Genomic DNA, 22,955 nt, shown 5'->3' on the forward strand with positions numbered 1-22,955 from the left:
CTAAATGAGCACAGGCCGATGAGCCACCAGCCCCTTCCACGAAGGAACCGCGCCCAATGATATTACCCTCGCTACACTTTTCTTTTTGTATGGTTTCCGAAGTTCTCTGTATTAAAGTGATGCTGTAAAAAATATAAAATTTTACATAGAGCGGCCTAACATCATTTTACGACATGAAGGCTGAACCCATCTTAAAGACAGCGGAGAGGCCCAGTGGATGGCCGCTTCAAGGACACCGTCATCCATTCCTTGCCATTCTTTGGGTTAGTCTAATGGGTCTCTCATTGAGTGTTTTTTCCCAAGAGCGGGAGTATTTCCCGATCACGCCGAATCCACGTCCGGGAATTCCGCCCACGATCAATCCGAATCCCTCTCGGCCCTTTGATGTCCGACCTTCGGATGTAAGGCGCCCCCCTTCATCGCTGAACCCTGACAAGCCAAAGACCGTTGATAAGAACAAGATCAAGTCTCTCTTCGACAAAGCCAAGGAGCAACCAGCCACCAAAAAACAATCCTCAGGGGGTGTCAGCACTCAAAGCGCGAGCGGGACCTCTCAAGAACCAAAGGTTAGATCTCGGCCCAATCGCCTACCTGAGAATAAAACACCCGAAGAACCAAGAAGCCGTGATCATGGCACTGAGGCTAAGGCCGTGCCCGCTGACAGAGTGCCGGAAAGTGTCATGGTAAAAACGGAGGCGGTGGAGGCCCCCTCTAGTGCGGAAAGCATCTCCCCGCCGCCCAGCACCACCGTCTTGCCCACCATCAAGGCGGACGAGATGCGCATCGGGCCGCAGATTGACTACCGCCCTTTGGATCTCGAAGTTTTCCAGCAAGTGCCTGAACGCCCGGGCGTGGAACTACCCAAAGGTGGTGCCGAACTGCCTGGTACCGGCCTACCAGGGAAGGATGGCATCGGCGGCCTCAAGGGTGGTTTTCAAGGCGGGCTCGAACGTCCTGATCTGAATCACGACTCCGGCGAAGAACGTTACCAGGGGGAAGTCCCAGGAGCCTACAATCCCGCCACAGATCCCTCCGGTTCTTTGGGTGAAGCCGGCGGCTGGCTGGGAGCCGCAGGTCAGGCCTACGGTGGCAAAGGCGGCAAAACGATGGAGCAGGTGGGTGGTCTCATGCAGTCCGAAAGCCTGGGACAGGCTGCCGGCAAAGGGGCAGACATCCTGCTGCCTGGCAGCGGCTCCTTTGTGGAAGCTGCCGCCAATGGAGACACCACGGGCATGGTGAATGCGGGTGCCACAGCAGCAGGTAATCTCGCTTCAGACCTCGCCATCGGCCTCATCCTCGGTTTTGTCGGCGGCGGCATCCTGGGCATGGCCATCGGTTACGCACTCTCTGCCACCGGAGCGGGCCGGGCGATCGCAGACGGCGTGACAGCAGGCGTAAAATGGATCGCAGAGAAAGTGGGTCTCGGGGGTGGGGAAAAACCTCCTGAGCCGGAACCGGCCCCCGCTCCCGAGCCTGAGATCTGCGACGAAAATCATTCGAAAGGCGGCGGTAAAAAAGGCCCCTCCGTCATCAATGAAAACCAGATCCGCCCGCTCCAGGATCAGCTCAACGAAGATCTTCTGGGAGAAAACCGCGACGCTGAGGAATTTGTGGATACGTCCGATGCCCCACCTCCCAGCAAGGTCGCCGTGGGCGCAGGTTGCGACCCCGAAGAACTGGCCAACAAAGGCGGCGGTACCATTAACTTCAAAGATCCTTTCACCATCAAAGACATGGAAAAACCCGGCTACGATAAATACTAACGACTCGGCCATCAGCACCTTCCCTTTTCATCTCCTTATGCATTGCTCCCGTCTCCTTCATCTCGGCTCCTTCGCCCTCCTGCTGGCGCTAGCCTCGCCACTCCAGGCCGCACTTAGCCCCGCTCATCAGCGCTTGGCTGCCACCATGAATGCGGGAGATCCAGATCAAACGATCCTCGCAGCGGACGCGCTTTTGAGCCAACAGCCGCAAGACGTCACCGCTCTGCGGGCGAAAGCCATCGCCTTGATGGAAAAGGAGCAGTTGCCGGAAGCCATCGCCCTGCTCCGTCAAGCTTTGAAGCTTGATCCAGACAGCGTGGCTTGCCGCTACTACCTGGCCGAAGCCCTGGGAACGAATGGCGATGTCGCAGAATCGGTGCGGCTGCTGGAAGAGGTGAAACTGCGTGCGCCTGACTCTGAATATGCCCGCCGGGCAGACGTGGTGCTGCCAGAGTTGCGGCCTATGCTGGCGGAGATTTCGCCTTTTTATGATACTTCGTTAGGCTCGAACATGATCGAATCCCCCGCTGGGGCGGAAAAACGCTTCAAGGCCCAATTACGCCTAGCCATGGAATACGATGACAATGTGGCCGCGCGGGCTTCAAATTCTCCCTTCACGGGGCCAGAGGCCTCTGGGCGCGTGCTTCTGGGTTGGGCGCTGGACTACACACCGCTGCATCAGGCGCTGGATTCCGGCCCTCTCAGCCTAGGACTGACCCTGGATGGCTACCAGAGCTGGCATGAGCGCCAGGCCCTGAATGATTTTGATGTGAATCAAAACATCCTCGGTGCCTACCTGGACCGCCAAGGGAAACTGGATACCATGCCGTATCGTGCGCGCCTTTCCGGCAACTGGGAATACACCGAGGTGGGGAACGAGTTTTTCAACCACGCCGTCGGTTTCAAAACGCTTTTTGACCTCCAGTGGAAACCCTGGGCCATGACGTCCATCCACTATGGGCTCGATGACAAGGACTTCAGCGATGACACCGCTACGCCAGGCACTTTTTCCCGTGATGGCACTTACCAGACGGCCGGGGTGGACCAATACTTCTACCTGTGTGAAAACCGCCTCATTCTAGGCCTGGGATATGCCTACCGCTGGGCGGACACCCGGGGTTCTCAGTTTGAAACCAGCGCCCACAGCGTGAACACCTCTGTACAAGTTTCCCTGCCCTGGAAACTCACCTGGCGCGGGGCCCTCAGCTACTCCAGCGAGGATTTTACCCAATACACCCCAAACCCACAGCGCCTGGATAACGCCTGGATGGTCTCCACCTCCCTCTCACGCCCCATCCTCAATGAGAATCTGAGCGTCGAACTCAGTTACAATTATTTCATTGCCGACTCCTCTGTCGCCTTTGCCGAATACCAGCGCCACATCGTCGGCCTGGGCCTCAGATACCGTTATTGACTTTAACCTTTGGAAATCTACCCCATGAAAAAGTTTCTCTCCATTCTAGCCATCGCTGCCGTTTCCTTCAGTGTGACCTCGCTCCAAGCAGGCACGGTGAAAACCGAAGAAGAATTTGACCGCGCAGCGGGGCTCTTCAAGCGGACCTGGAAGCCTGCACCACCCCAGGCCACACCCCGTTTCCCGCGCCCCACTCCACCCCAGGTCCTCCCAGGCCTACCACCGTGGTCTCAGCAGCCACAGGGATCTCAGACCCCCGCCCCGGTTTTCATCATCACCCGGCCCACCTGATTCTCCTGGCAATTTGTTAGCACCGCTTTGAGGGGGAAATCTCCTGCATTTGAGGTCCGTGAGTGCAGGGGCATACCCAGCACCCACGACCTCACAAAGATTTTTTGTCCCAACTTCTTTAGCCTCTGCAAATCTGGGTTTTTGTGGCGGGAAGGTCGCCTTCCCTTCTAAAATCAAAGCAGGGGAGGCTCCCTACTTGTGCAAAGCGCCTTCCTCTAGCGCCGATATCCGCAGCTCCCTGAACGCCAGATTATCTCCTTGGCACTCTAGTTGCTTGCCAATTCTTCCTGAAGGTACAAACTACCCGCCCCTCCGACCAGGCGGCTGTCGTCTGGCGGAGGGGTTTTCTGCCCCATGAAATACCCATTCTACGACCAGGATATCCCCAACGAAGGCTCGCTCCACTTGATGGACATGGAACGCGATGCCTGCGGCGTCGGCTTTGTTGCGAACATCCATGGTAAACGTAGTCGTGACATTTTGGACAAGGCCATCTGCGGCGTCTGCAGCGTGCAGCACCGTGGTGCAGTGGATGCCGACCGCGTGACCGGTGACGGCGCAGGCGTGCTGACCCAGATCCCCCACAAAGTGCTGCTGCCCGAAGTGGAAAAAATGGGCCACAAGCTGGAACACCCGATGGACCTCGCCGTCGGCGTCTTTTTCCTGCCCCATGACCAGACCGAGCGCCTGAAGATTCAGCTCGTGGCCGAAGGCATCCTGCGCAACCGCGACATCAAAGTCCTGGGCTGGCGCGACGTGCCGGTGAACCCAAATGAGCTGGGCGAAAAAGCCCGCCGCACCATGCCCTTCATCCAGCACCTGTTCATGGAGCGGCCTGAAGCCATGGATGACAATTCCTTTGAGCGCCAGCTCTACCTCGTGCGCCGGGAACTGCGCATCAAGGCCAAGGAAGCTAAGCTTTCCGAGTTCTACATCGCTTCGATGTCCCACCGCACCATCGTTTACAAAGCGCTGCTGCTGCCATCCTCCCTGGAGAAGTTCTACACGGATCTCCAGAGCGATGACTACGACACCTCGATGGCCCTCTTCCATCAGCGGTTCTCCACGAACACCTTCCCCACCTGGGCTCTCAGCCATCCCTTCCGGATGCTGGCGCACAACGGTGAAATCAACACCGTGCGTGGCAACCGCAACTGGCTTTCCAGCCGTGCCAGCGACTTTGAAAACGAAGTCTGGGACAGCGAAGAGTGGTTGCTGAAGGATCTTGTGGATGCCAACAGCTCCGACTCCGCCAGCCTGGACCAGGCTCTGGAACTGCTCGTTCTCAGCGGCCGCTCCCTCACCCATGCCATGGGCATGCTGGTGCCGAGCGCCTACGGCATTGATCCGACGACCTCCAGTGAGCTGAAGGCCTTTTACGAATACCACGAGTGCTTCAGCGAGCCATGGGATGGCCCTGCCGCCATGGTCTTGACCGATGGTCTCAGCGTGGTCGCCAGCCTGGACCGCAATGGTCTGCGCCCGAGCCGCTGGAAACTGACGGAAGATGGCGTTTTTGCCCTCGGTTCTGAAGTCGGCATCATCCACATTGACGACGCCAAGGTCATCAAAAAAGGCCGTCTCGCCCCAGGCGAAATGCTGGAAGTGGACATCCTGAAAGGCAAGGTCCGTTTCAACGACGAGATCAAGTCTGCCCTCGCCCAGCAGCAGCCTTACGGCGAGTGGTTGAACAACCGGAAAAACCTCACAGTACAAACTCCGCAGGCTCCGAAGGAAGTGCTGGACATCCTGCCGCTTTCCCAGCGCCAGGCCGCCTACGGCTGGACCAAGGAGGAGATTGATTTCTCCCTCGTGCCCATGCTGCAGAAGGGTGAAGAAGGCATCTACTCCATGGGAGACGATGCTTCGCTTTCCATCCTCAGCACGCGCCCGCGCCTGCTGACCACCTACTTCAAACAGCTCTTCGCCCAGGTCACCAATCCACCGATTGACCCCATCCGCGAACGCGCTGTGATGAGCCTGGACGTCGTCCTCGGCTGGCAGCGCAACTGGCTGGGTGAAACCCCGGAACACGCCAGCGTGGTGCATTTGACATCCCCGTTCCTCTTTGAGAGCGAGCTGGCAGACATCAAGGCCCTGCCTGACTTCCCACACCGTGTGCTGGATGCTACCTGGCCGATCTCCGAAGGCGCGGCAGGCATGAAGAAGGCCCTGGATCGCCTTTGCTATGAAGCCGAAGCCGCCGTCAATGATGAAGTCCGCATCCTTATCCTCAGTGATCGCGGGCTGGATGAAAACCGCGCGGCTATCCCAGCACTGCTGGCCACCGGTGCTGTCCACCATCACCTGAACCGCAAGCAGGTGCGCATGCGCCTCAGCCTCGTCATCGAGACTGGCGAAGCCCGTGACACTCACCAGATGGCCTGTCTGTTCGGTTTCGGCGCCAGCGCTGTGTGCCCTTACCTCACTTTTGACACCATCCAGGAAGTCTTGGAGAATGACAAAACCGCCCGTAAGCCCGCCCTCGAAGGCGTGGACTACGCCAAGGCGCTGTACAACTTCCGCAAAGGCCTGGAAAAAGGCGTACTGAAGATCATGAGCAAAATGGGCATCTCCGTGCTCAGCAGCTACACGGGCGCTCAGATCTTTGAAGCCGTCGGCATCGGCAGTGAAGTGATGAAATACGCCTTCACCGGCACCCCGAGCCAGATTGAAGGCATTGGTTTCAACGAGATCGCTGAAGAAGCGCTCGCCCGCCATGCCCTTGGTTTCGGCCAGCCTGTTCCTTCCCCTGAGGCCGCTGCCAGCAATGTGGACCTGGGTGACCCCGGCTACTACCGTCCCCGCCAGAAAGGCGAGATGCATGCCATCACCGGCCCGGTCATCAAGAACTTCCACACCTTTGTCAAAACCGGTTCCGCTGAAGACTACAGCAGCTACGTGGCTGCCCAGCTTCAGAATTCCCCGGTGGCCCTGAAGGACCTGCTGGAATTCGTTCCTAGCTCCGACGGTCCTATCCCGATTGACGAGGTGGAATCCATCGAAGACATCCGCGTCCGTTTCACCACGGCGGCAATGTCCCTGGGCGCCATCAGCCCTGAAGCCCACGAAGCCCTCGCCATCGCCATGAACCGCATCGGCGGCAAGTCCGACTCCGGTGAAGGTGGTGAAGATCCAAAACGCTTCAAGCCCTACGAAAACGGTGATTGGGCGAACTCCAAGATCAAGCAGGTGGCCTCAGGCCGCTTTGGCGTGACCGCTGAGTACCTGGCCAACGCCTGGGAACTTGAAATCAAAATGGCCCAGGGTGCCAAGCCCGGTGAAGGTGGTCAGCTCCCCGCCATGAAGGTGAATCGCATGATCGCCCGCCTGCGCAATACCACGCCTGGCGTTATGCTCATCAGCCCGCCGCCGCATCATGACATCTACTCGATTGAGGATCTGGCCCAGCTCATCCATGACCTGAAGGAAGCCAACCCCCGTGCCCGCGTCTGCGTGAAGCTCGTCGCCGAATCCGGCGTTGGCACCGTCGCTGCCGGCGTGGCCAAGGCCAATGCTGACATCATTCTGGTCTCCGGCCACGATGGCGGCACGGGTGCCAGCCCGCTCAGCTCCATCAAGCACGCTGGTCTGCCCTGGGAACTCGGCCTCGCCGAAGCCCAGCAGGTGCTCATGCTCAATGGTTTGCGTGAGCGCGTGACGCTGCGTACCGACGGCGGTCTCCGCAACGGTCGCGACATCGCCATCGCCGCCATGCTCGGCGCAGAAGAGTTCAACTTCGGCACCATCGCCCTCATCGCCCTAGGCTGTGTGTATGTGCGCCAGTGCCACCTGAACAACTGCCCTGTCGGTGTCGCCACCACGGATCCGAAGTTCCGCGCCCGCTTCAAAGGCAAGCCAGAACACGTGGTGAACTTCTTCAACGGCGTCGCCCAGGAAGTGCGCGAGATCATGGCCCAGCTCGGCGTGGCCCGCATGAACGACCTCATCGGCCGTCCCGAGTTCCTGCGTCAGCGTGAAGTCCCTGGCCACAAGAAGGCCAACATGATTGACCTCAGCCGCGTCCTCAAAGACGTGGGCAAGGACCTCCATCAGGACGTGCCACGCACCTGCCAGATGAACCAGAATGACGGCCTCGACCAGCACCCGCTGGACGATCGGATCATCCAGGACGCTCAGTTCGCCATCAGCGACAAGCTCAAGGTCAAGCCTCTGCGCTACAAGGTCAAAAACACCTTCCGCAACATCGGCACCAAGCTCAGCGGCGAGATCGCCTTCCACCACGGCAACCACGGCCTGCCAGACGGCAGTGTGGACATCACCGTGGAAGGCAGCGCCGGCCAGAGCTTCGGCACTTTCCTCTGCGGTGGCGTCAAGCTCACCATGATCGGTGAAGCCAACGACTACGTCGGCAAGGGCCTGTGCGGCGGTGAGATCATCATCCGCCCAAGTCCGAAGCTGAACCCGGCCTGCAAGACCTGGGAAAATAGCATCATGGGCAACACCGTCATGTACGGTGCCACCAGTGGCCGACTCTACGCCGCAGGCCGCGCGGGCGAACGCTTCTGCGTCCGCAATTCCGGGGCCACGGCTGTCGTCGAAGGCATCGGTGACCACGGTTGTGAATACATGACCGGCGGTGTCGTCGCGGTCCTCGGGACCTTCGGCAAGAACTTCGGTGCTGGCATGAGCGGCGGTGTCGCTTACTTGCTGGATGACACGAATGCCTTCGGCCAGCTCCACAACTCGGAGATGATCAAGGGCGATGCAGTCACCGACCCGGAAGACATCAACCAATTGCAGAAACTGATCTCAGACCACTTCGAGAAGACCGAAAGCCTGCGTGCTAAGGACATCCTCGACAACTGGGCCACCTACCTGCCTCAGTTCGTCAAGGTGACCAGCAAGGCCGAGCCTGTCCAGGTCCCAGCGGAAGAGGAACTGCCCGTCATCGAAGGCACCCCGGCCAACGCATAAGCACTTGTCTCCTAATTCACCCGCCCTTCTGCATCGTCAGGAGGGCGGGTTTTTTGTGGCCCTACCGTCCGCCCGCTTCACTCAATGCGTCAGCGCGTAGAACACGATGTTGATGCCCAACGGGTAGGCATACTTCTCGGAAAACTCACGGAAGTACCACGGATCTGTCCCCTCCTCTTCCCAGCCATCGCCCAGGTCCGTGTTATGGCAGATCATCATGACGATGCGTTTCTTATCATCAAAGATGGCCCGGTAATGCGGGGTCTGCGCATCAAAACGCTCCGCCGTGATACCTTGCGAACGTCCCGCCATGGCATGACCCACGCTAGGAATTTGCGGCTTCACCTTCAGTGGAAAAACCATGTGAAACACCTCATGCTCCAGCGGCAGCTCCTGCGGTTCACGGTCGGGAAATATCTGCTTCAAAGCGACGTAAAAGGTGTCCCACTCCTCCTCCCCCCAAAAGTCATCCACCATGATGAAGCCACCATTCAGCATGTACTCCCGCATCACTTTGGCATCACCATCGGTTAGGCTGATGTGCCCTGGCTCGATCATGTAGATGAACGGGTAGTGGCGCATCTGCTCCGCATCAATGTCCACCACGGCTCCTTTGGGGCTTACTTGCAGAGAGGTGAGCTGCTGCAACCGGTAGCTGAAGTTCAGATCCGCATCGGGGTAATCCGTGGTCCATTTGCCACCACCACGCCTGCGCCCCCAGCTTTCCGAATTATACCGCAGCCGAGCAAAGGTGAACACGTCGTTCGGCAATTCCTTGCTCACTGGCCAAGTGGGGAAGTCCAGAAACTGCCCGCCGCGCCCGGCTTCCCGCGGATCTTCCGGCACTGAGCCATCTTTGATCCCAAAGTTGGTTGGCGAAGGTGCATCTTCCGCCAGGCAAAACCCCAGCGCAGCGAGAGCAAAAAAGGCAGGTAGGAGTTTCATCGCATTTTTTATCTCACGTCGCCCTGCGGGGCACCAGCTTAGAACAGCAGAGAAGCGTCCAATCTTCAGCCCATTTTCTCTGAATCGCTCAGGGTTTGCCCAGCACCTTCTCGATCACCCCATACGATTCATATCTCTCGTCATCGGGAAAATCATGGTCACAATCGGGGTGGCGGATGATCATACCTTCCTCTGCGCCATGTAGCTTATAAACAGCCTCAGCAGCAGCGGCGATGCGGTCCACGCTGTCCCACTTGAAGTTAGAATCTTTCAGCGGCGCGTTCACATAAAGGGCGCGTGGGGCCAGACAGGCGATGAGTTCATAGTAATCAAACGGCACGTCCTGCGGCCGCCCCAGGTAGTCTCCCATCTTTAGAATGTAACGCTCCTGCACCCAGCCCTTGATATTGCCATCTTTGTAATCCAGCACGGAATCAAACCCGCAACTGGACACCACGGCCTTCAGCCGAGGTTCTAACACGGCGGTGAAGATGCTGTTATGCCCACCCAAAGAATGGCCGATGGTGGCGAAACCGGCGTCCTTTTTCACAAACGGCATTGTCTCCAGCAGATCCAGCCCGCGAATGTTGTCCCAAATCGCCTTCATCGTGCCGCTGGTGAATCCCAAAGCCTTCAAATCCGGCTGATACTGTGCCAGCAGGGGATAGCTGGGAGCCAAAGTCACATACCCACGTTCCGCCAGCTCCGCCGCATACTGCCGGTGGGGCTTGCCCCCGAGACCTACGACCACCTTGTGCCCGATGACGTTTTCCGTGGGGTGTAGGCAGAGCACGGCAGGTGCGGGTTTGCCCATCAGCGCTGCCTTGGGAATGCACAGGTACGCAGGCACCCGGCCCCCTGGGGAGGAGGCATAGCTGATCAGCCGCCGCACATAGCTGCCACAGTCCACTTCCTCCTCCACACGCAGGTCCAGCGGGCAGCGCATCACTTCTCCGGGCAGGGGGCCTGTCATGCTCAAAAAAGCTGCCACTGCGGCTTTCCGGCGCACTTCCCACTCGGCCACCGTCGTCGCTGTCTTCAGCTTTCCCGCCTCATCCCGATATTCGAGCAAATGGGTTCGGCTCAGGCCTCGGAGTGCTGGAATCTCTGCGGCCTTCAGCCCTACCACACTCACCATCAGCAAAAGCTGGAGACAGACTTTCTTCATGAGTCACATCTACGGTGTGGAAGAGCCGAAGCTTCGGCCGAATTTGCTCTGCCCGAATTCATAGCCCACGGAGCATCGCTTGAGATCGCTTCATTCGTAGGTATCTTGTCACCAGCCGCCCTCATGTCAGCCACCTCATCGGATCACCCCTACCTTTTGCTTTTCGATGGCGTGTGCAATCTTTGCGACGGTGCTGTGCAATTCGTCCTGAAGCATGACCCTCAGGGCCGGATCCACTTCGGCTCCATTCAATCCGAGGCGGGCAGCCAGCTTTATCGCCAGCACGGGCTGGACCCCGAGAAGCCGCACACGATGCTTTTCATTAGCCCCAAGGGTGTGTTTCACCAAAGTGATGCTGCCTTGGAGATCGCCGGTCAACTGGGTCTCCCCTGGAGCCTCGCCAAAGTCTTCAAGGTCATCCCCAAGCCTCTCCGCGATCGTGCCTACCGCTTCATTGCAGATCATCGGTATCAGTGGTTCGGCAAGCATGATCAATGCGCGCTTCCTCGCCCTGAATGGCGCGGACGTTTTCTCAAAGAATAGGTCTGAATTTGATATCAGGGCTGCGCCAAGCCAGAGCCGATCCCCATATTGTCCGGACCTGGATTTTTGACCACATCGTCCGGAGTAAAAAGGTTTTTATCTGGCCCTGCGGAGCGGATTTCCATCTGGTAACTGCTATTCGGGTGAAACCAATAAGGGGTGCCCCATCTGTCCACCAACTGCCCTTTGACGATCATCGGATTACCCGGAGGAAAGAGAATACCCTGGCTGGCATTTCGACCGGTGAGCACCGCCGTGATGTCTTCATTGAGGCCGATGGGATTGCCCTGTTGAAAAACCTTGCGATACATCTCGATGAACTCGTCCACCAACTCTAGATCGCGAGCAGGAGACTGAGTTTTCGCAGCGAGATCATCGGCCATTCTCTGGATCTCAGGGTCAATGCTCATCGGGTCCGTAGGCCCTGGCGATGGTGGTGCCGTGGATGGTAACAATGGCTCCGCAGGAGGCGGCGCACGCTTGATCTTTTTCGCCACTGGCGGCGGTGCTGGCGCCGGAGGAGCCAGCGCCAACCATGTGGTGATAAAGACGGCGGCCACCGTTAAAACGAAGGCCGCCACCCAAAGATAAAAACGAGCTGGTCTAGCACCCGGCATGACTCGCAGTGTGAAGGAGATCAGATCGTCAGGTCAACAAAATCCAAGTTCGTGCCGGGGCCAAAACGGGATAAGTTGGGGAACACCGCATCAATCTGAGCCGGAGGCACACCTACCCATTCAGCGATCTTAGCCGCATACTGGTCCACCGAGGTGCTGGGGATCCAGCGGCCACGGGAGCCGGTGCAGTCAATGCCGCCATCCACCTCTAGGAGCGGGAAGGTGCCATAGATTTTTTTGCCTTTCACTGCCCCCCCCATCACCATCATGTGGCCTCCCCAGCCGTGGTCGGAACCGCCGGTGGAATCTGTTTTGTTAGGCGTGAAGGTGCGGGTAAAGTCTGAGGCCGTGAAGCCCATGACCGCATTCCACAATGCCAGTCCTCCACGCGGGTGCCCTACGATTGAGTCATAGAATCCTTTGATGGAGCGGCTCAGCACGTTTAGAAGCGCGAACTGGCCCACTCCAGTATTGACGGTGTTGTTGCCATTGATCGCGATCTGCGAAGCATGAGTATCATACCCACCTTGCTGGATGAAGAAGGTCTGGCGATTATTTGCCGGTTTACCATCTTGCAGCAGGGCGTAGTTACCGATGATCAGCCGTGCCACCATTTTTAGCTGGTTTGCAAAGTCCGTATTCGCTGAGTTCGCATTGCCACCAAAGGCTGCGGTGAAGTAGGCATCCAGGGTGGGGCCCACGGTGCCATTGGTGTAAGCGAGGGTATCTGCGACGACCCCTTCAGTCACTCGGGCAGTTTTCGCGGTGTTTTGGTAGGAGGCATCGAAGAGATTGGCGTGATTCATCGCCATGAGCTTTTCCAGTGCTTTCAGCCGCCACCCCTGGCCCGTAGCTTTATAATTGGTGCTGGTCAGAGGATCGTAACCATTGGCACCTGGCAAGAAGGGTTTCAAAGTCACATTCGTGAGAGCATCGGCATAACCAACGTTGCTTGGTCCATAACCATCGAAGTCCAGCGCCCCTGCGGTGCTCATCACAAAAGGCTGCTCACTCGTCCCAACCTGGAAGCTGTTTACCCCGGCGATGGAAACGCCCATGGCAAGTCCCGCCGAGTTCGTGTTGCTCGCCGCGTCCAAGAGATCCGCAATGCGCCCACCCCAGCCGCTGGTGAAGGGTTGATCTGCGATGGAAGACTGCCATTGCAGCACCTGGTCTGCATGCGAGAAGAGTTGGGGTGGTTTGGTGGGAGCTAAAGCCGCAAAATTCGCCCGCGTTACCCCAGGTTGTGTGAGCGTGCCCACATTGGTCACGAAGGCGAGGTCCTGGGAATCGAAAAGAGACTTTAAGCCCTCACAGGCAGGATGGATGGCGAGGTCATTATTGGTATAACCTGCACCGGGGTCATAAGCACCCGGGTTATCTGGCGTGATGGCGGTGAGACCTAACTCTGCATTTGGCACAGCCAAGCCACCTGTCCCGCCGGCGTAAGTGGGAATACCCCGATAAAGCTCATAATGAGAGCGTGCAGCGCTGGCCCCGCGAGGAATCAGCATGTTATTGGAATCATTGCCACCTCCTTGGAAAATGCACACCAAGGCTTTGAAGTCATTCGGCCCACCGGCAGCAGCGGCAGAACCGACAAGCTGGAGTTGAGACAAGGTATTCACCATGCTGGTGATCCCCAAAGTAGCACAGGAGCTCTGCACCAGGAAATCACGACGGTTAGGCTTACTCCGATCAAGGGTCTTGCGAAAAGAGAGATTCATAAAGACGTAGTTCTAAAGTTGCGGTGACGAGTGAAGATCCATCAGTGTGAGGTGACAGCCGAGGGTGAAATGGACATGAGATAGGCAGCGAAGCGGCAGCGGTCGCGCACCTCATTGTTAAAGTTGGTGACATCCGTGGAAAGGCGCGTCAGGCTGTAGCTGTTGTAGATGCCATCAATGATGACCTGCCGCGGATTATCCGTTAGCGAGGCTCCATCTGGCCACTTGGCCTTGAAGCGCCCACCGCCCCAGTAGAGATCCAGCTTATCAATCACGGCTTTCGATCCAGCCAAGTGCCCCGCAGGCGCGGTCGTCGTTGACTCAGGAGTGGCTCCACGGGCGGCCGTATAAGCCGCCGTGTAGATGCCTGTGAGCTCTGACCAATCAAAGAGCAGGTTATCCTTCTGCTGATTACTGCCAGTGGCATTGCTAGCGAAGTAACCAAACTCAAAAGCGAGGTTGGCATTTGGACGAGCATGTTTCTCCGTGATGATGGTCACTGTAACCGGTGCTGTAGGAGCACTGGAAAGACGAATGGTGTAGGTGATGCCATCGCCTTCCTGCACATCCGTGCCATTCTGAGTAATGATAAGGCTACCAGTCGCATCGTTGTCATTGATGGTGACCGTCAGTGTGCCCACTCCGGTGACTGCGTAACCACCAGCAGCATTAGGCGTGCAGGTGAGCACCGCTGTCTGCGGAGGTGCCTCCAGCGTCGTGTCATCCACCGCCGTCAAGGTCAAGATCTGAGGCTGATTCCAGTTCGCTGTGGTGAAGCTCAACGTGGCCGGTGAGCAAGTGGCCTGACCCGCAGCCACAGTAGGCGTCACAATGACGGTGGCTGTTGGAGGTTTTCTCAAGAAGACATAAACGGTGTCTGAATTCCCAACGGAACCTTCATTCACCGTCGTGCCAGAACCCGTGGGGATGATACCGACGGTGGCGGATGTTTCATTGGCATCCGTGATGATGGCGTTGACGCTTGGCACGGAGTAGAACTGGTAGTTCAGATCTGTGGACGCGATCTTGTGCCCGATGAAGACGGCGCGGTTGGAGTTATTCGTCGCGCTCGTCGCCAGATTCACCGTCACAGTTTGCGGAGTGCTCCAGTTCGCATCGGTGAAGGTGATAGCGGCTGGGGAGAAGGTCACCAAGTTCGCACCACCGATGGCGTTGTTAGCCTGTGGGGTGATGGTCACATTTCCCTGCGGTTTAGAACCCAGCACGATGGTGTAGGTATCTGAAGGCTGGCTATTTTCTGCCAACCAGGTGTAACCACCACTCTCCGTCACATTCACCAAGGCCGTGCCAAACACATCGTTATCACCAATCAACACCGCACCCGTTGTGGCGGTATCTGTCACACGATAACCCCCTGTGCTGCTGGCCACATAGTTGATGGTCGAGTTATGGGCATTTTCAATATCCGTGTCATCCACGGCTGTCACCGTGACTGTTTGTGGCTGGCTCCAGTTCGCAGGTGTGAAGACCAGATTCGTCGCGGAGAGACTGAGCTGCGTTGGGTTGTAGAAGCAGGACAAGGTCACATCTGCCGATGGAGCGCGGCGGAGCACGACGGTGTAGGTATCTGTGCCACCGGCCTCGACGACGCGTGTATTGCCGCCGGATTGGACGATTGAAATCAGCGCACGAGCCAGATCATCACTGTCCAGGATACGGACAGGCTGAGTGGTGGTGAGGCTGGCGTAACCGGCAGGGCTGCTGGCCAGAGTCGTCGCATTCAGTGTGTCTGCATGCACCCCCTCACTGCCAGTATCCGCCGTGGAAATGAGGGTGACCGTTTGAGCGGTGGTGTAGTTCGCTGGGGTAAAAGTCAGCGTGGTCGTATCGAAGAGATTTCCATTCACACGATAGCGGAACTGGGTGCCAGCGCGGCCCAGATTCACCGTGACATCTGCCGGAGGAACTGGACCTGCCAGTGCGATGTTCACCGTATCTGTTCCAGCATCTTCCAGCACCAGCGTGGAATTGTCCGTTTGAGTGATGACGATGCGCCCGGTGGTATCATTGTCATTCACCGTGACGTTCACATCGGCTGCCACCATGCCATTGTAGCGTGCATCCGTGCCAGCGATGATCGTGGTGGAATTCACAATGGCGAGATCCAGCGCAGCCTCAGCAGCGGTGCTATCCACCGCTGTGACGGTGATGGTGGCCGTGCGATTCCAGGCGGTGCCACCAGAGGTGGCGCTCGTGAAATCTACCGAAGTCGGATTGAAGGTCACCTGGGCGGTTCCATTCGCCGCATTCAATAACCAGGCGGCAGGGGTCACGCGCACAGTGGCTCCGCTGAGAGGTGCGGCTCCCAAGGTGATGTTATAGGTAAAGGTGCTGCCACCTTCCGTCACACTGCCCGAGGTGGGAGTCACATTCACCGAAGGCTGAAGAGACTCGTTGTCGCCCACTGCAACGGTAACCGTCGAGAAATCCTGGATGACGTAACCTCCCGTAGCACTGGCGGTGTAGGTCAATACGGTGGAATGAGCACTTTCCACGGCAGCATCCTCGACAGCAGTGATGGTCACTGTTTGGGGTACAAACCAATTGTTAGGCGTGAACGTCAGCGCACCAGTGGACAAGATCACTTGATTAGCGACCGAAAGCGTGGGTGTCAGCGTCACATCGGCCGAAGGTGCTCTTCTGAGAGCCACTTCGATGGTATCGGTCATGCCGCTTTCATGCACACGGGTGGCTCCATTGGTTTGGAGGATCTGCACCACGCCTGCACCGCTATTGATGTCATCATTATCAAAGACATTCGCGACGACGGTCGAACTCAGGCTCACAAAACCCGCAGGCTGGCTGGCATTTGTGGAAGCGGTGATCGTATCCACCCCATTGGCCTCTGCCGTGGCATCATTGACGGCAGTGACGGTGACGGATTGGGCCGTGGTCCAGTTCGCTGGGGTAAAGGTCAGCGTATTCGGAGTGAAGCTGGTCTGGCCTGTGGAGGCAAGATTCACCACCACATTGGCACCAGGTGCAGCCGGTCCACTGAGGCTCACATTGATGATATCCGTAGCTGCGCCTTCTGTGACAGTGGTAGAACCAGCCGTCTCTGCGAGGACAATGCGCGAGCCATTATCGTTATCGGTCACAGCCACACTCACGTCTGATATCACAAAGGTATTGTACCGAGAATCCGTGCTGGTCACCGCAAAGGCAAGAGCTGCGGTCTGGGCACCTTCAGTCACGGTATCATCCGTAGCCGTCACGGTCACCGTTTGGGCGGTATCCCAGTTCGCTGGATTGAAGGTGAGCGTGGAATTCGAAAGGCTGAGTTGCCCAGCCGGGGTCGCTGTCATGGCCACTACCACGTCATTGTTAGGCGCCCCTGTGAGTTTCACGGTGAAGCTATCCGTAGCACCACCTTCGCTCACCGCAGTGGTTCCAGAGCTTTGGACGAGTTGGATGCCCGCAGAGGAATTGATGTCGTTATCACCCACATTGGCATTGAGGGTGGCCACATTGCTGTAGCCGCCTCCACTAGCGGTGTATTTGATTTCGCTGATGTGGGTAGATTCTACACTCAGATCATCTGTGCCAGATACGGTGATGGTCTGTGGCACCCACCAATTCGCCGTGGTGAAGGTAAGATTCCCAATCCCTGCAACATCGCCGTTGTTACCACTCCAGGTAAGCGTGACTGTATTTGTGGGGGCTTTGTTGAGCACCACAAAGTAGGTATCTGTCAGACCTCCTTCCACCACATTCGTGCTTCCCCAGGTCTGGGTGATGGAGATTCCATTGTTAGCAGCACTGTCATTGTCATTCACACGCACATCCATCGGTGCGCATGGTAGGGCATTGTAAGTGGCATCTGTGCTGGCTGTGGAGTGAGTGATCTGAGTGAACTGAACACCTTCAAAATTCACATCATCCACCGCGCTGATGGTGACAGTTTTATTACCTGTGTAAGTGCTACCGTTAAAGGTCAGCGTCGCCACGCCAGCCGAAGGTTTCAGCAACGTAGAATCGGTGGAGGTGATATCCACGATGTTAGGATCGTAGGTGAAAGTGACCGTCACATTGGCCGTCGGGGCAGTGCCGCTGGCAAAAGCCACGGTGTAGGTATCCGTGGTGCTACCCTCCGTCACGACAGCGACTCCTGTGGTGCTTGCTTTGGTAGGGATGAACCGACGGCCCACATCATTATCCGTGACGGCGCAGTTGAAGTCAGAAACCTGGAGACCGTTGTAGGCAGCGTCCCCGCTGGTGATGGCGTGGCACACAGTCGCTACTCGTGTATTGAGAGGTGCAGAGCCTGCCAAGAAGCTGTTTACCACGGTATCATTGTTAGCCGTCAGGGTGATGACCTGAGGGGTATTCCAGTTGGTAGTATTGAAGGTCACCGAAGCAGGAGAGAAAGTGACATCTGCGCTCGCAGCAGGAGCTGAAGCGACTTGGATGGCACTGACTGCATTTGGCGTCACGGTCACGGTTTGGCCCGCAGCGGGAGGAGCTGACAGCATGACGGTGTAAGTGTCCGTCGCGCCACCTTCCACCACTGTGCTGCTACCGCCGCTCTGGCTGATGGCTACCAATTTGGCCGTTGTCGTGTCATTGTCTGAGACTGTGAAATTGATAGGCGGAGTGTAGTTGCCTGCAAAGTTCACGTCTGCACTCGCCATCGTATGCAGAATGGAAGTGGGCCGGGTGCCATCGGCACCTTGATTTTCAAGTCCTCGAACCGTCACGCTCTGGGGAATATTCCAGTTGGTAGAGTCAAAGGTAAGAGTCGTCACACTGGTCTGCACCTGCGCAGCCGTGTTGGCTGAATTGGTAACGAAATCATCAAGGCCAAATCCAGGGAAGGCACCCGTTAACCCCATCCAGGTAAGGGCATAGTGGCGGTTCACACGATTCACCAGATTACTTTCTGTATTGATCTGAAGCTCTGGACCAAACAGGCCCGCATTGGCCATAGGGCCTGGCTGCACGTAGTCCGGTAGGAACCAGTTAAACACGCTCGGTGCTTTCTGAGGCGATTGGCCGATGGCGCCGGTCTGGTCATTCAAACGAATGCGTGTGGCACCTGGAATGAAAGCAGCAGCCTCCGAAGCGGGGTAAGACGTCACCATCGGGCTATCGGCACCGCTGAAAGGCAGCTTCATGTTCACCAGATTGGAAAGAGGCGCGTTGCTGTATGCCTTCAAGGTGCGGAACAGGGACGCGTATTGGATCAGCGGCTCTTTGAGCTTACCTGCCCCCACCAGGCTATCTGCCACCGCCAGCGAACGGGCTTCATAGTCCAGTAAGATGGCTTTCAGGACTTCGCCCAGATTGCCATTGGAACTGCGATAAACTTCGCTCACGCGATACAGGTAACCGGGGCTCGGGTTGGAAGTTGTAAGACGCTGGATGAGCAGCCGGGAGATGAACACCGGGGTGTTCTGATGGCCATTGTAAGACCCTGCATTCGGATCACCCGCCAGCGCATTGTGAGCCAGACGAAGATCTTCATCTGCCAGAGGATGCGTCTGCACATCCGATAAGCCCAAGGTATTGACCAAAGGCAATTGAGTTTCCCCTTCCTTACCCGCAAAGAGCACTTTTGAGACGGTGGATGAAACTTCGCCGAGCGAGTTTACATAAGGATTAAAGTCATGGTAGTTGATGCCATTGACACGGCCCAGTGCCTTCATCGGGTAGATCCATGAAGCTTGATACCAAGTCTCCCCGCCACCGATGCCGAAGTCGGTAAAGTTCACGCCCTGAAACTCGATCTGCGGGCTAGCGCTCACACTGGATGGCACCAGCACATTTCCTTGAGAGCTGTTGCGCCGGACCGTGATGGCCGCATGGCGTGCGCCATAGGTCAGCCCGGTTAAGACACGTGCCAGTTCTGTGATATCCGTCTGATCATACGTGGGAATCGGCAGACCATTTTGACCAAGAACTAGGCTGCCATCTGGATGGCGCAGCACCAGGCCAACCGTGAAAAGCTGCATGATTTCACGCGCGTAGTTTTCGTCTGGAGAGATCTCAACACCACCGCTGGTGTAGCGTGCGCGATTGCGCAGGTGGCTGAGGTAAACCCCCATCATGGGGCTGTAAGTCACCTTTTCGAGAAGATCCCGGTATTTGCCGAAAGCCCCCTGAGCCAGCATGTCCCAGTAATTTGCCGCCCCGTAATGACGAGCACCAACGGTGCTGTCATTTTCTGAAATCACGACGATTTCCTGAAGAGCTGCTGCCATGCGCTGGCGCACTTGAGCCTTGGACTGAAGCACCATGGTCCACCACTCGCGGCGGCGATTGGCGCTATTTTGAGGTGAGTTAAAACTGAACGCGTTGTTCGTACTGTTATTGTAAGGGTTCGTCAGATTGCCGTAGCTATCATAACTGGCGGCGAAGCCAGAGCTGGCAAACTGAGGATCATTACCAGCCTGGATCGGCTTGGCACCGCGCATGGCGAATTCTTCATTGTCTGCCGACATGACCAAGGTCAAAAAGCTAGGAGAAGGAGTCGTGCTTGGGTCCATCTGCTTATTCAACCAATTGGTATAACCAAGAATGAGATTCGCAGCGGTGCAGCCATCGCTCAAAGTTCCATCCACCAATTCGATCTCTGCTTTCACCTCATTGTAAGAGGAAGAATTGGCACCAAAAGTACACTGGTCCAGGAAGCGATAGATATCCCGCTCAGCCTCAGTGGCGGTCAGACTTCCTGGCAAAGCAGGTTCATCCAAGTCGGGACGATCTGGATCAAAATCTTCTGATCCCTGAGCGGCATTGAAGAAGCCAAAGATTTCCCCAGCGGTGTAGTTCACCGTATTGATATCCACGTAAATACGACCTGCATTCAGCGCATCCAGCATGGCTTGATCGGTGGTCTCAGAAGCCGCCGCACGGATGAGCCAAGTGACGTTATTGATCTGCCCGACACCTAAGTTGTTACGAATATCCTGGTCATTGTTGATGCGCAGGTAGGTGGTGTTTTGTGGAGAACTGAGGCCGCTCACGTTCACACTAGTTTTGGCGTCATTGTTATCCCCTTCCAAAAGAGCTACAGCCACACCAGAGCCGGTGGAGACAACCCCCGTGCCGCGTGAAAGATAGGCCACATACATGGTGCGGTTATTGATATTGGAAGGATCCGCATCACAAATACGCACATAAGTAGGATAGGTGACCACCGCTGGATTCACCCCCGAAGGCACGGGTCCGAAAGTCACTTTCAGGTTCTCTGGCACTTCCACCGAGGCATCTTGAACAGGATTCACATTCACCACATAAGGGCTACCGGTGAGCCCCTGGCCCGCTGGCAACAGTAGGTTCCCCCCACTCACACCTGAAAGGGAATAGTCGGCGGCAATGGCATTTCCCTTGGTGATGTCGGTGCTACCCGCCTCACCGGTGACGCGCAAATTTAACTGCATGGTGCCATAGCTGCGGCTGAGCTGAATTACTGCGGGTGAAGAAACGAGGGTGGAGGCTTTTTTATCCACCGTTTCATAAGCCGTCGGCGCGGTTACCGTCGCCGTGAGAGAGTAGAGACTCTGAAGAGTGTCCCAATCTGAAGCAGTGCCGCCTGAAGCATTGGCCGGACTGGTGGCCAAACTAGGATTAGTGCCCATCTGTGTTTCAATGGCATCAGAAACGCCATCCCCATCAGCATCCGCTTCCTGCTGGACGACCAGCCAAGCACCGTTTTCAGCCGCGTGCACGTTGTCAGCAGCAGGTGAGGCATCTTCATCTGCCACTAAATTCACCCCCGCAGCATTCAACTGACCACGCCGGACCACGATGGGGTCAAGATCACTGGCCAAACCTGTTTCATAATACCCTTCCACCTGGAAGCTCGCCTCTGCGGTGCCCTGCGCAGCTGCGAATAAAGCAGGCCCTGCATACTTAGAGCCGAAAGTAGTCGCCGATGTAACTGAACTCAAAGTGCCGATGCCCGTTGCAAAACGGAAGTTATTATTGGAGCTCATGAACTGCCCCGTACCGCCAGGCATGACAATGAAATGAACAGTTTCTCCTGCGTGGGTTTGATCTGCATTTTCAGCTTCCGTGAGACGCACGCGGAAATTCACGGGCCAGAAGTAAAGTGTGTCCACGCTATCCACGCGGGCCGTCACCGCACTGGCTTCATTCACGGTCACGCACTGGGCAAACACGGCCGGTTCACGCTCGTAGTAGATATCACTGGCCCAGTAGTTATCACTCAGATATTGAACCGTCCCAGCATTCGTGACTCCAGCCACCCCACCTGCCTGCACGACCTGCCCACCGATGGCGAACACTCCCGCTTCCATCACCGTGTAGCTAGCCGTCTCCGCAGCATGCACACCATCGGCAAAGTCCCATTCATCCAATTGATATTCAAAGCTGGCCTTGTTTCCATTCGCAGGATCCACCGCCAAGACATTGCGCACACGGATGCCTGCTGGTGTTGCATCATTTTTGGTTAGGGGACCAAAGACCACCACGGGCGAAGTGTAAGCACTGGCAAGATTCACCTTAAACCACTGAGTGGGTGATGACTGGTTGATATTCACACTGCCAAAAACCAGCTTCGCGGCGCTTTCCCCCGGCATGTCCCCCACAAACACACCCGCCACCGTTTCTGTCGCATGCGTCAGATTGGAGTTAGACGAAGTTTCCTCCTGAAAGGAGAACTGAACACGGGTAGAGCCATTCGAAAGAATCGGCAGGCTACTCATCCGCAGATCACCTGGCTCCGTGTCATTTTTTGTCTGCGTTTGCGCCACGACCACAGGATTGGTGAAAGGGCCTGTGTAAAAAGTTTTGATCGCATTCCCCACGGTGCCGGGGCTGTAAGACCACAGTACTTTACCATCCAGATAACCAATGCCTTCCGAGACGGCGATGTAACCAATGCCTTCATTTGAAATCGCGGTCGTGTAATTCTGCTGAGTCTCCAGGTTCACCACAAACCCACTGGACGTTACGGCTGAATTACGGGTCTTTAAGGCGCGCGGATTGTTCGCTGCAATCACGTTGACCGTTGTTTCTACCTGCGTTAGCACCATCGGCGCATTGATAAATCCTGTCAAAGGCACGGTCGTATTGGCGCGGTTAACCGCAGCCACGCGGCCCACCTGCCAGCGCTGGGTGCCGAACACATGCGTGCCAGGCGTCATGGCAAAGAAATGCACCGTAATGGAACCAGGATGCGCACCTGTGAGGTAGTCCCATTCATCAATCTGCCATTGAAAACCCGTGGCCGTGACATTGCGTACTCGCACCGTATGAGGGTGTGTATCCACACTGTGGGCAGGCCCCATGATCACCACAGGAATGATGCCATTAAAATTGCGTGTAAAGGTCACCGTCTGCCACGTGGTCGAAGTCGCCTGCCCCCCAGACAGTGTCACCACACCGGATTCAAAGTTCACTTTTACCGGAGCCTGAGCCTGAGCCCACTGAGCTGCGCCCAATAAAAACAAGGCAGTTAACAAGAAGTTCTTTACCGAGGAGGTTCTGAGAAGCGCCTTCCAGGTCCGACATAATGAAGATGCGAGCAGTGGTGAATTCATAACAAATACGAATTTCCAAAAT

10 protein-coding genes are annotated in these 22,955 nt (G+C 56.7%); 5 read left to right on the forward strand and 5 right to left on the reverse strand.

What is annotated here, in order from left to right; all coding sequences use genetic code 11:
• The first annotated feature begins 650 nt into the window (after window positions 1-650).
• The 4 genes from HNQ64_RS01060 to gltB all read left to right on the forward strand — a co-directional run bounded on the left by HNQ64_RS01060 (window position 651) and on the right by gltB (window position 8,406).
• Window positions 651-1,763, forward strand: coding sequence for a hypothetical protein (locus tag HNQ64_RS01060; protein WP_184204433.1), 1,113 nt, complete (start codon window positions 651-653; stop codon window positions 1,761-1,763).
• Between the two features lie 37 nt (window positions 1,764-1,800).
• Window positions 1,801-3,177: a tetratricopeptide repeat protein gene (locus HNQ64_RS01065; RefSeq protein WP_184204434.1), complete on the forward strand. Its 1,377-nt coding sequence runs from the start codon at window positions 1,801-1,803 to the stop codon at window positions 3,175-3,177.
• Between the two features lie 24 nt (window positions 3,178-3,201).
• Window positions 3,202-3,468 (forward strand): hypothetical protein, encoded by a 267-nt coding sequence (locus tag HNQ64_RS01070; protein WP_184204435.1) that lies wholly within the window; start codon window positions 3,202-3,204, stop codon window positions 3,466-3,468.
• 354 nt (window positions 3,469-3,822) lie between these two features.
• On the forward strand, window positions 3,823-8,406 hold the full coding sequence (gene gltB / locus HNQ64_RS01075) for a glutamate synthase large subunit (RefSeq protein WP_184204436.1): 4,584 nt from the start codon (window positions 3,823-3,825) through the stop codon (window positions 8,404-8,406).
• 81 nt (window positions 8,407-8,487) lie between these two features.
• Here gltB and HNQ64_RS01080 read toward each other — a convergent pair whose 3' ends face one another.
• Both HNQ64_RS01080 and HNQ64_RS01085 read right to left on the reverse strand, forming a co-directional pair.
• The gene (locus HNQ64_RS01080) at window positions 8,488-9,351 is read right to left on the reverse strand and encodes a DUF4159 domain-containing protein (RefSeq protein WP_184204437.1); all 864 of its coding nucleotides are present in this window, start codon (window positions 9,349-9,351) and stop codon (window positions 8,488-8,490) included.
• Between the two features lie 88 nt (window positions 9,352-9,439).
• Complete coding sequence (locus HNQ64_RS01085; protein ID WP_184204438.1) at window positions 9,440-10,519, reverse strand: dienelactone hydrolase family protein; 1,080 nt, start codon at window positions 10,517-10,519, stop codon at window positions 9,440-9,442.
• 123 nt (window positions 10,520-10,642) lie between these two features.
• On the opposite strand from HNQ64_RS01085, the gene HNQ64_RS01090 reads away from it, so the two are divergent.
• Complete coding sequence (locus HNQ64_RS01090; protein WP_184204439.1) at window positions 10,643-11,062, forward strand: thiol-disulfide oxidoreductase DCC family protein; 420 nt, start codon at window positions 10,643-10,645, stop codon at window positions 11,060-11,062.
• A 14-nt stretch (window positions 11,063-11,076) separates the two neighbouring features.
• Here HNQ64_RS01090 and HNQ64_RS01095 read toward each other — a convergent pair whose 3' ends face one another.
• Genes HNQ64_RS01095 through HNQ64_RS01105 form a run of 3 tightly spaced genes read right to left on the reverse strand, consistent with a single transcriptional unit; the run spans window position 11,077 to window position 22,855 of the window.
• Window positions 11,077-11,679, reverse strand: coding sequence for a hypothetical protein (locus tag HNQ64_RS01095; RefSeq protein WP_184204440.1), 603 nt, complete (start codon window positions 11,677-11,679; stop codon window positions 11,077-11,079).
• A 20-nt stretch (window positions 11,680-11,699) separates the two neighbouring features.
• The gene (locus HNQ64_RS01100; RefSeq protein WP_184204441.1) at window positions 11,700-13,406 is read right to left on the reverse strand and encodes a DUF1501 domain-containing protein; all 1,707 of its coding nucleotides are present in this window, start codon (window positions 13,404-13,406) and stop codon (window positions 11,700-11,702) included.
• A 41-nt stretch (window positions 13,407-13,447) separates the two neighbouring features.
• Window positions 13,448-22,855 (reverse strand): DUF1800 family protein, encoded by a 9,408-nt coding sequence (locus tag HNQ64_RS01105; RefSeq protein ID WP_184204442.1) that lies wholly within the window; start codon window positions 22,853-22,855, stop codon window positions 13,448-13,450.
• Window positions 22,856-22,955 lie beyond the last annotated feature (100 nt).

It is taken from the genome of Prosthecobacter dejongeii (genome assembly GCF_014203045.1).
Lineage (GTDB): Bacteria > Verrucomicrobiota > Verrucomicrobiia > Verrucomicrobiales > Verrucomicrobiaceae > Prosthecobacter > Prosthecobacter dejongeii.

Bases quoted from the DNA above. Each gene is read 5' to 3' on its own strand.
- HNQ64_RS01095 (WP_184204440.1), bottom strand. From the start codon at position 11,679: ATGCCGGGTGCTAGACCAGCTCGTTTTTATCTTTGGGTGGCGGCCTTC.
- HNQ64_RS01070 (WP_184204435.1), top strand. From the start codon at position 3,202: ATGAAAAAGTTTCTCTCCATTCTAGCCATCGCTGCCGTTTCCTTCAGT.
- HNQ64_RS01100 (WP_184204441.1), bottom strand. From the start codon at position 13,406: ATGAATCTCTCTTTTCGCAAGACCCTTGATCGGAGTAAGCCTAACCGT.
- gltB (WP_184204436.1), top strand. From the start codon at position 3,823: ATGAAATACCCATTCTACGACCAGGATATCCCCAACGAAGGCTCGCTC.
- HNQ64_RS01065 (WP_184204434.1), top strand. From the start codon at position 1,801: ATGCATTGCTCCCGTCTCCTTCATCTCGGCTCCTTCGCCCTCCTGCTG.
- HNQ64_RS01090 (WP_184204439.1), top strand. From the start codon at position 10,643: ATGTCAGCCACCTCATCGGATCACCCCTACCTTTTGCTTTTCGATGGC.
- HNQ64_RS01085 (WP_184204438.1), bottom strand. From the start codon at position 10,519: ATGAAGAAAGTCTGTCTCCAGCTTTTGCTGATGGTGAGTGTGGTAGGG.
- HNQ64_RS01080 (WP_184204437.1), bottom strand. From the start codon at position 9,351: ATGAAACTCCTACCTGCCTTTTTTGCTCTCGCTGCGCTGGGGTTTTGC.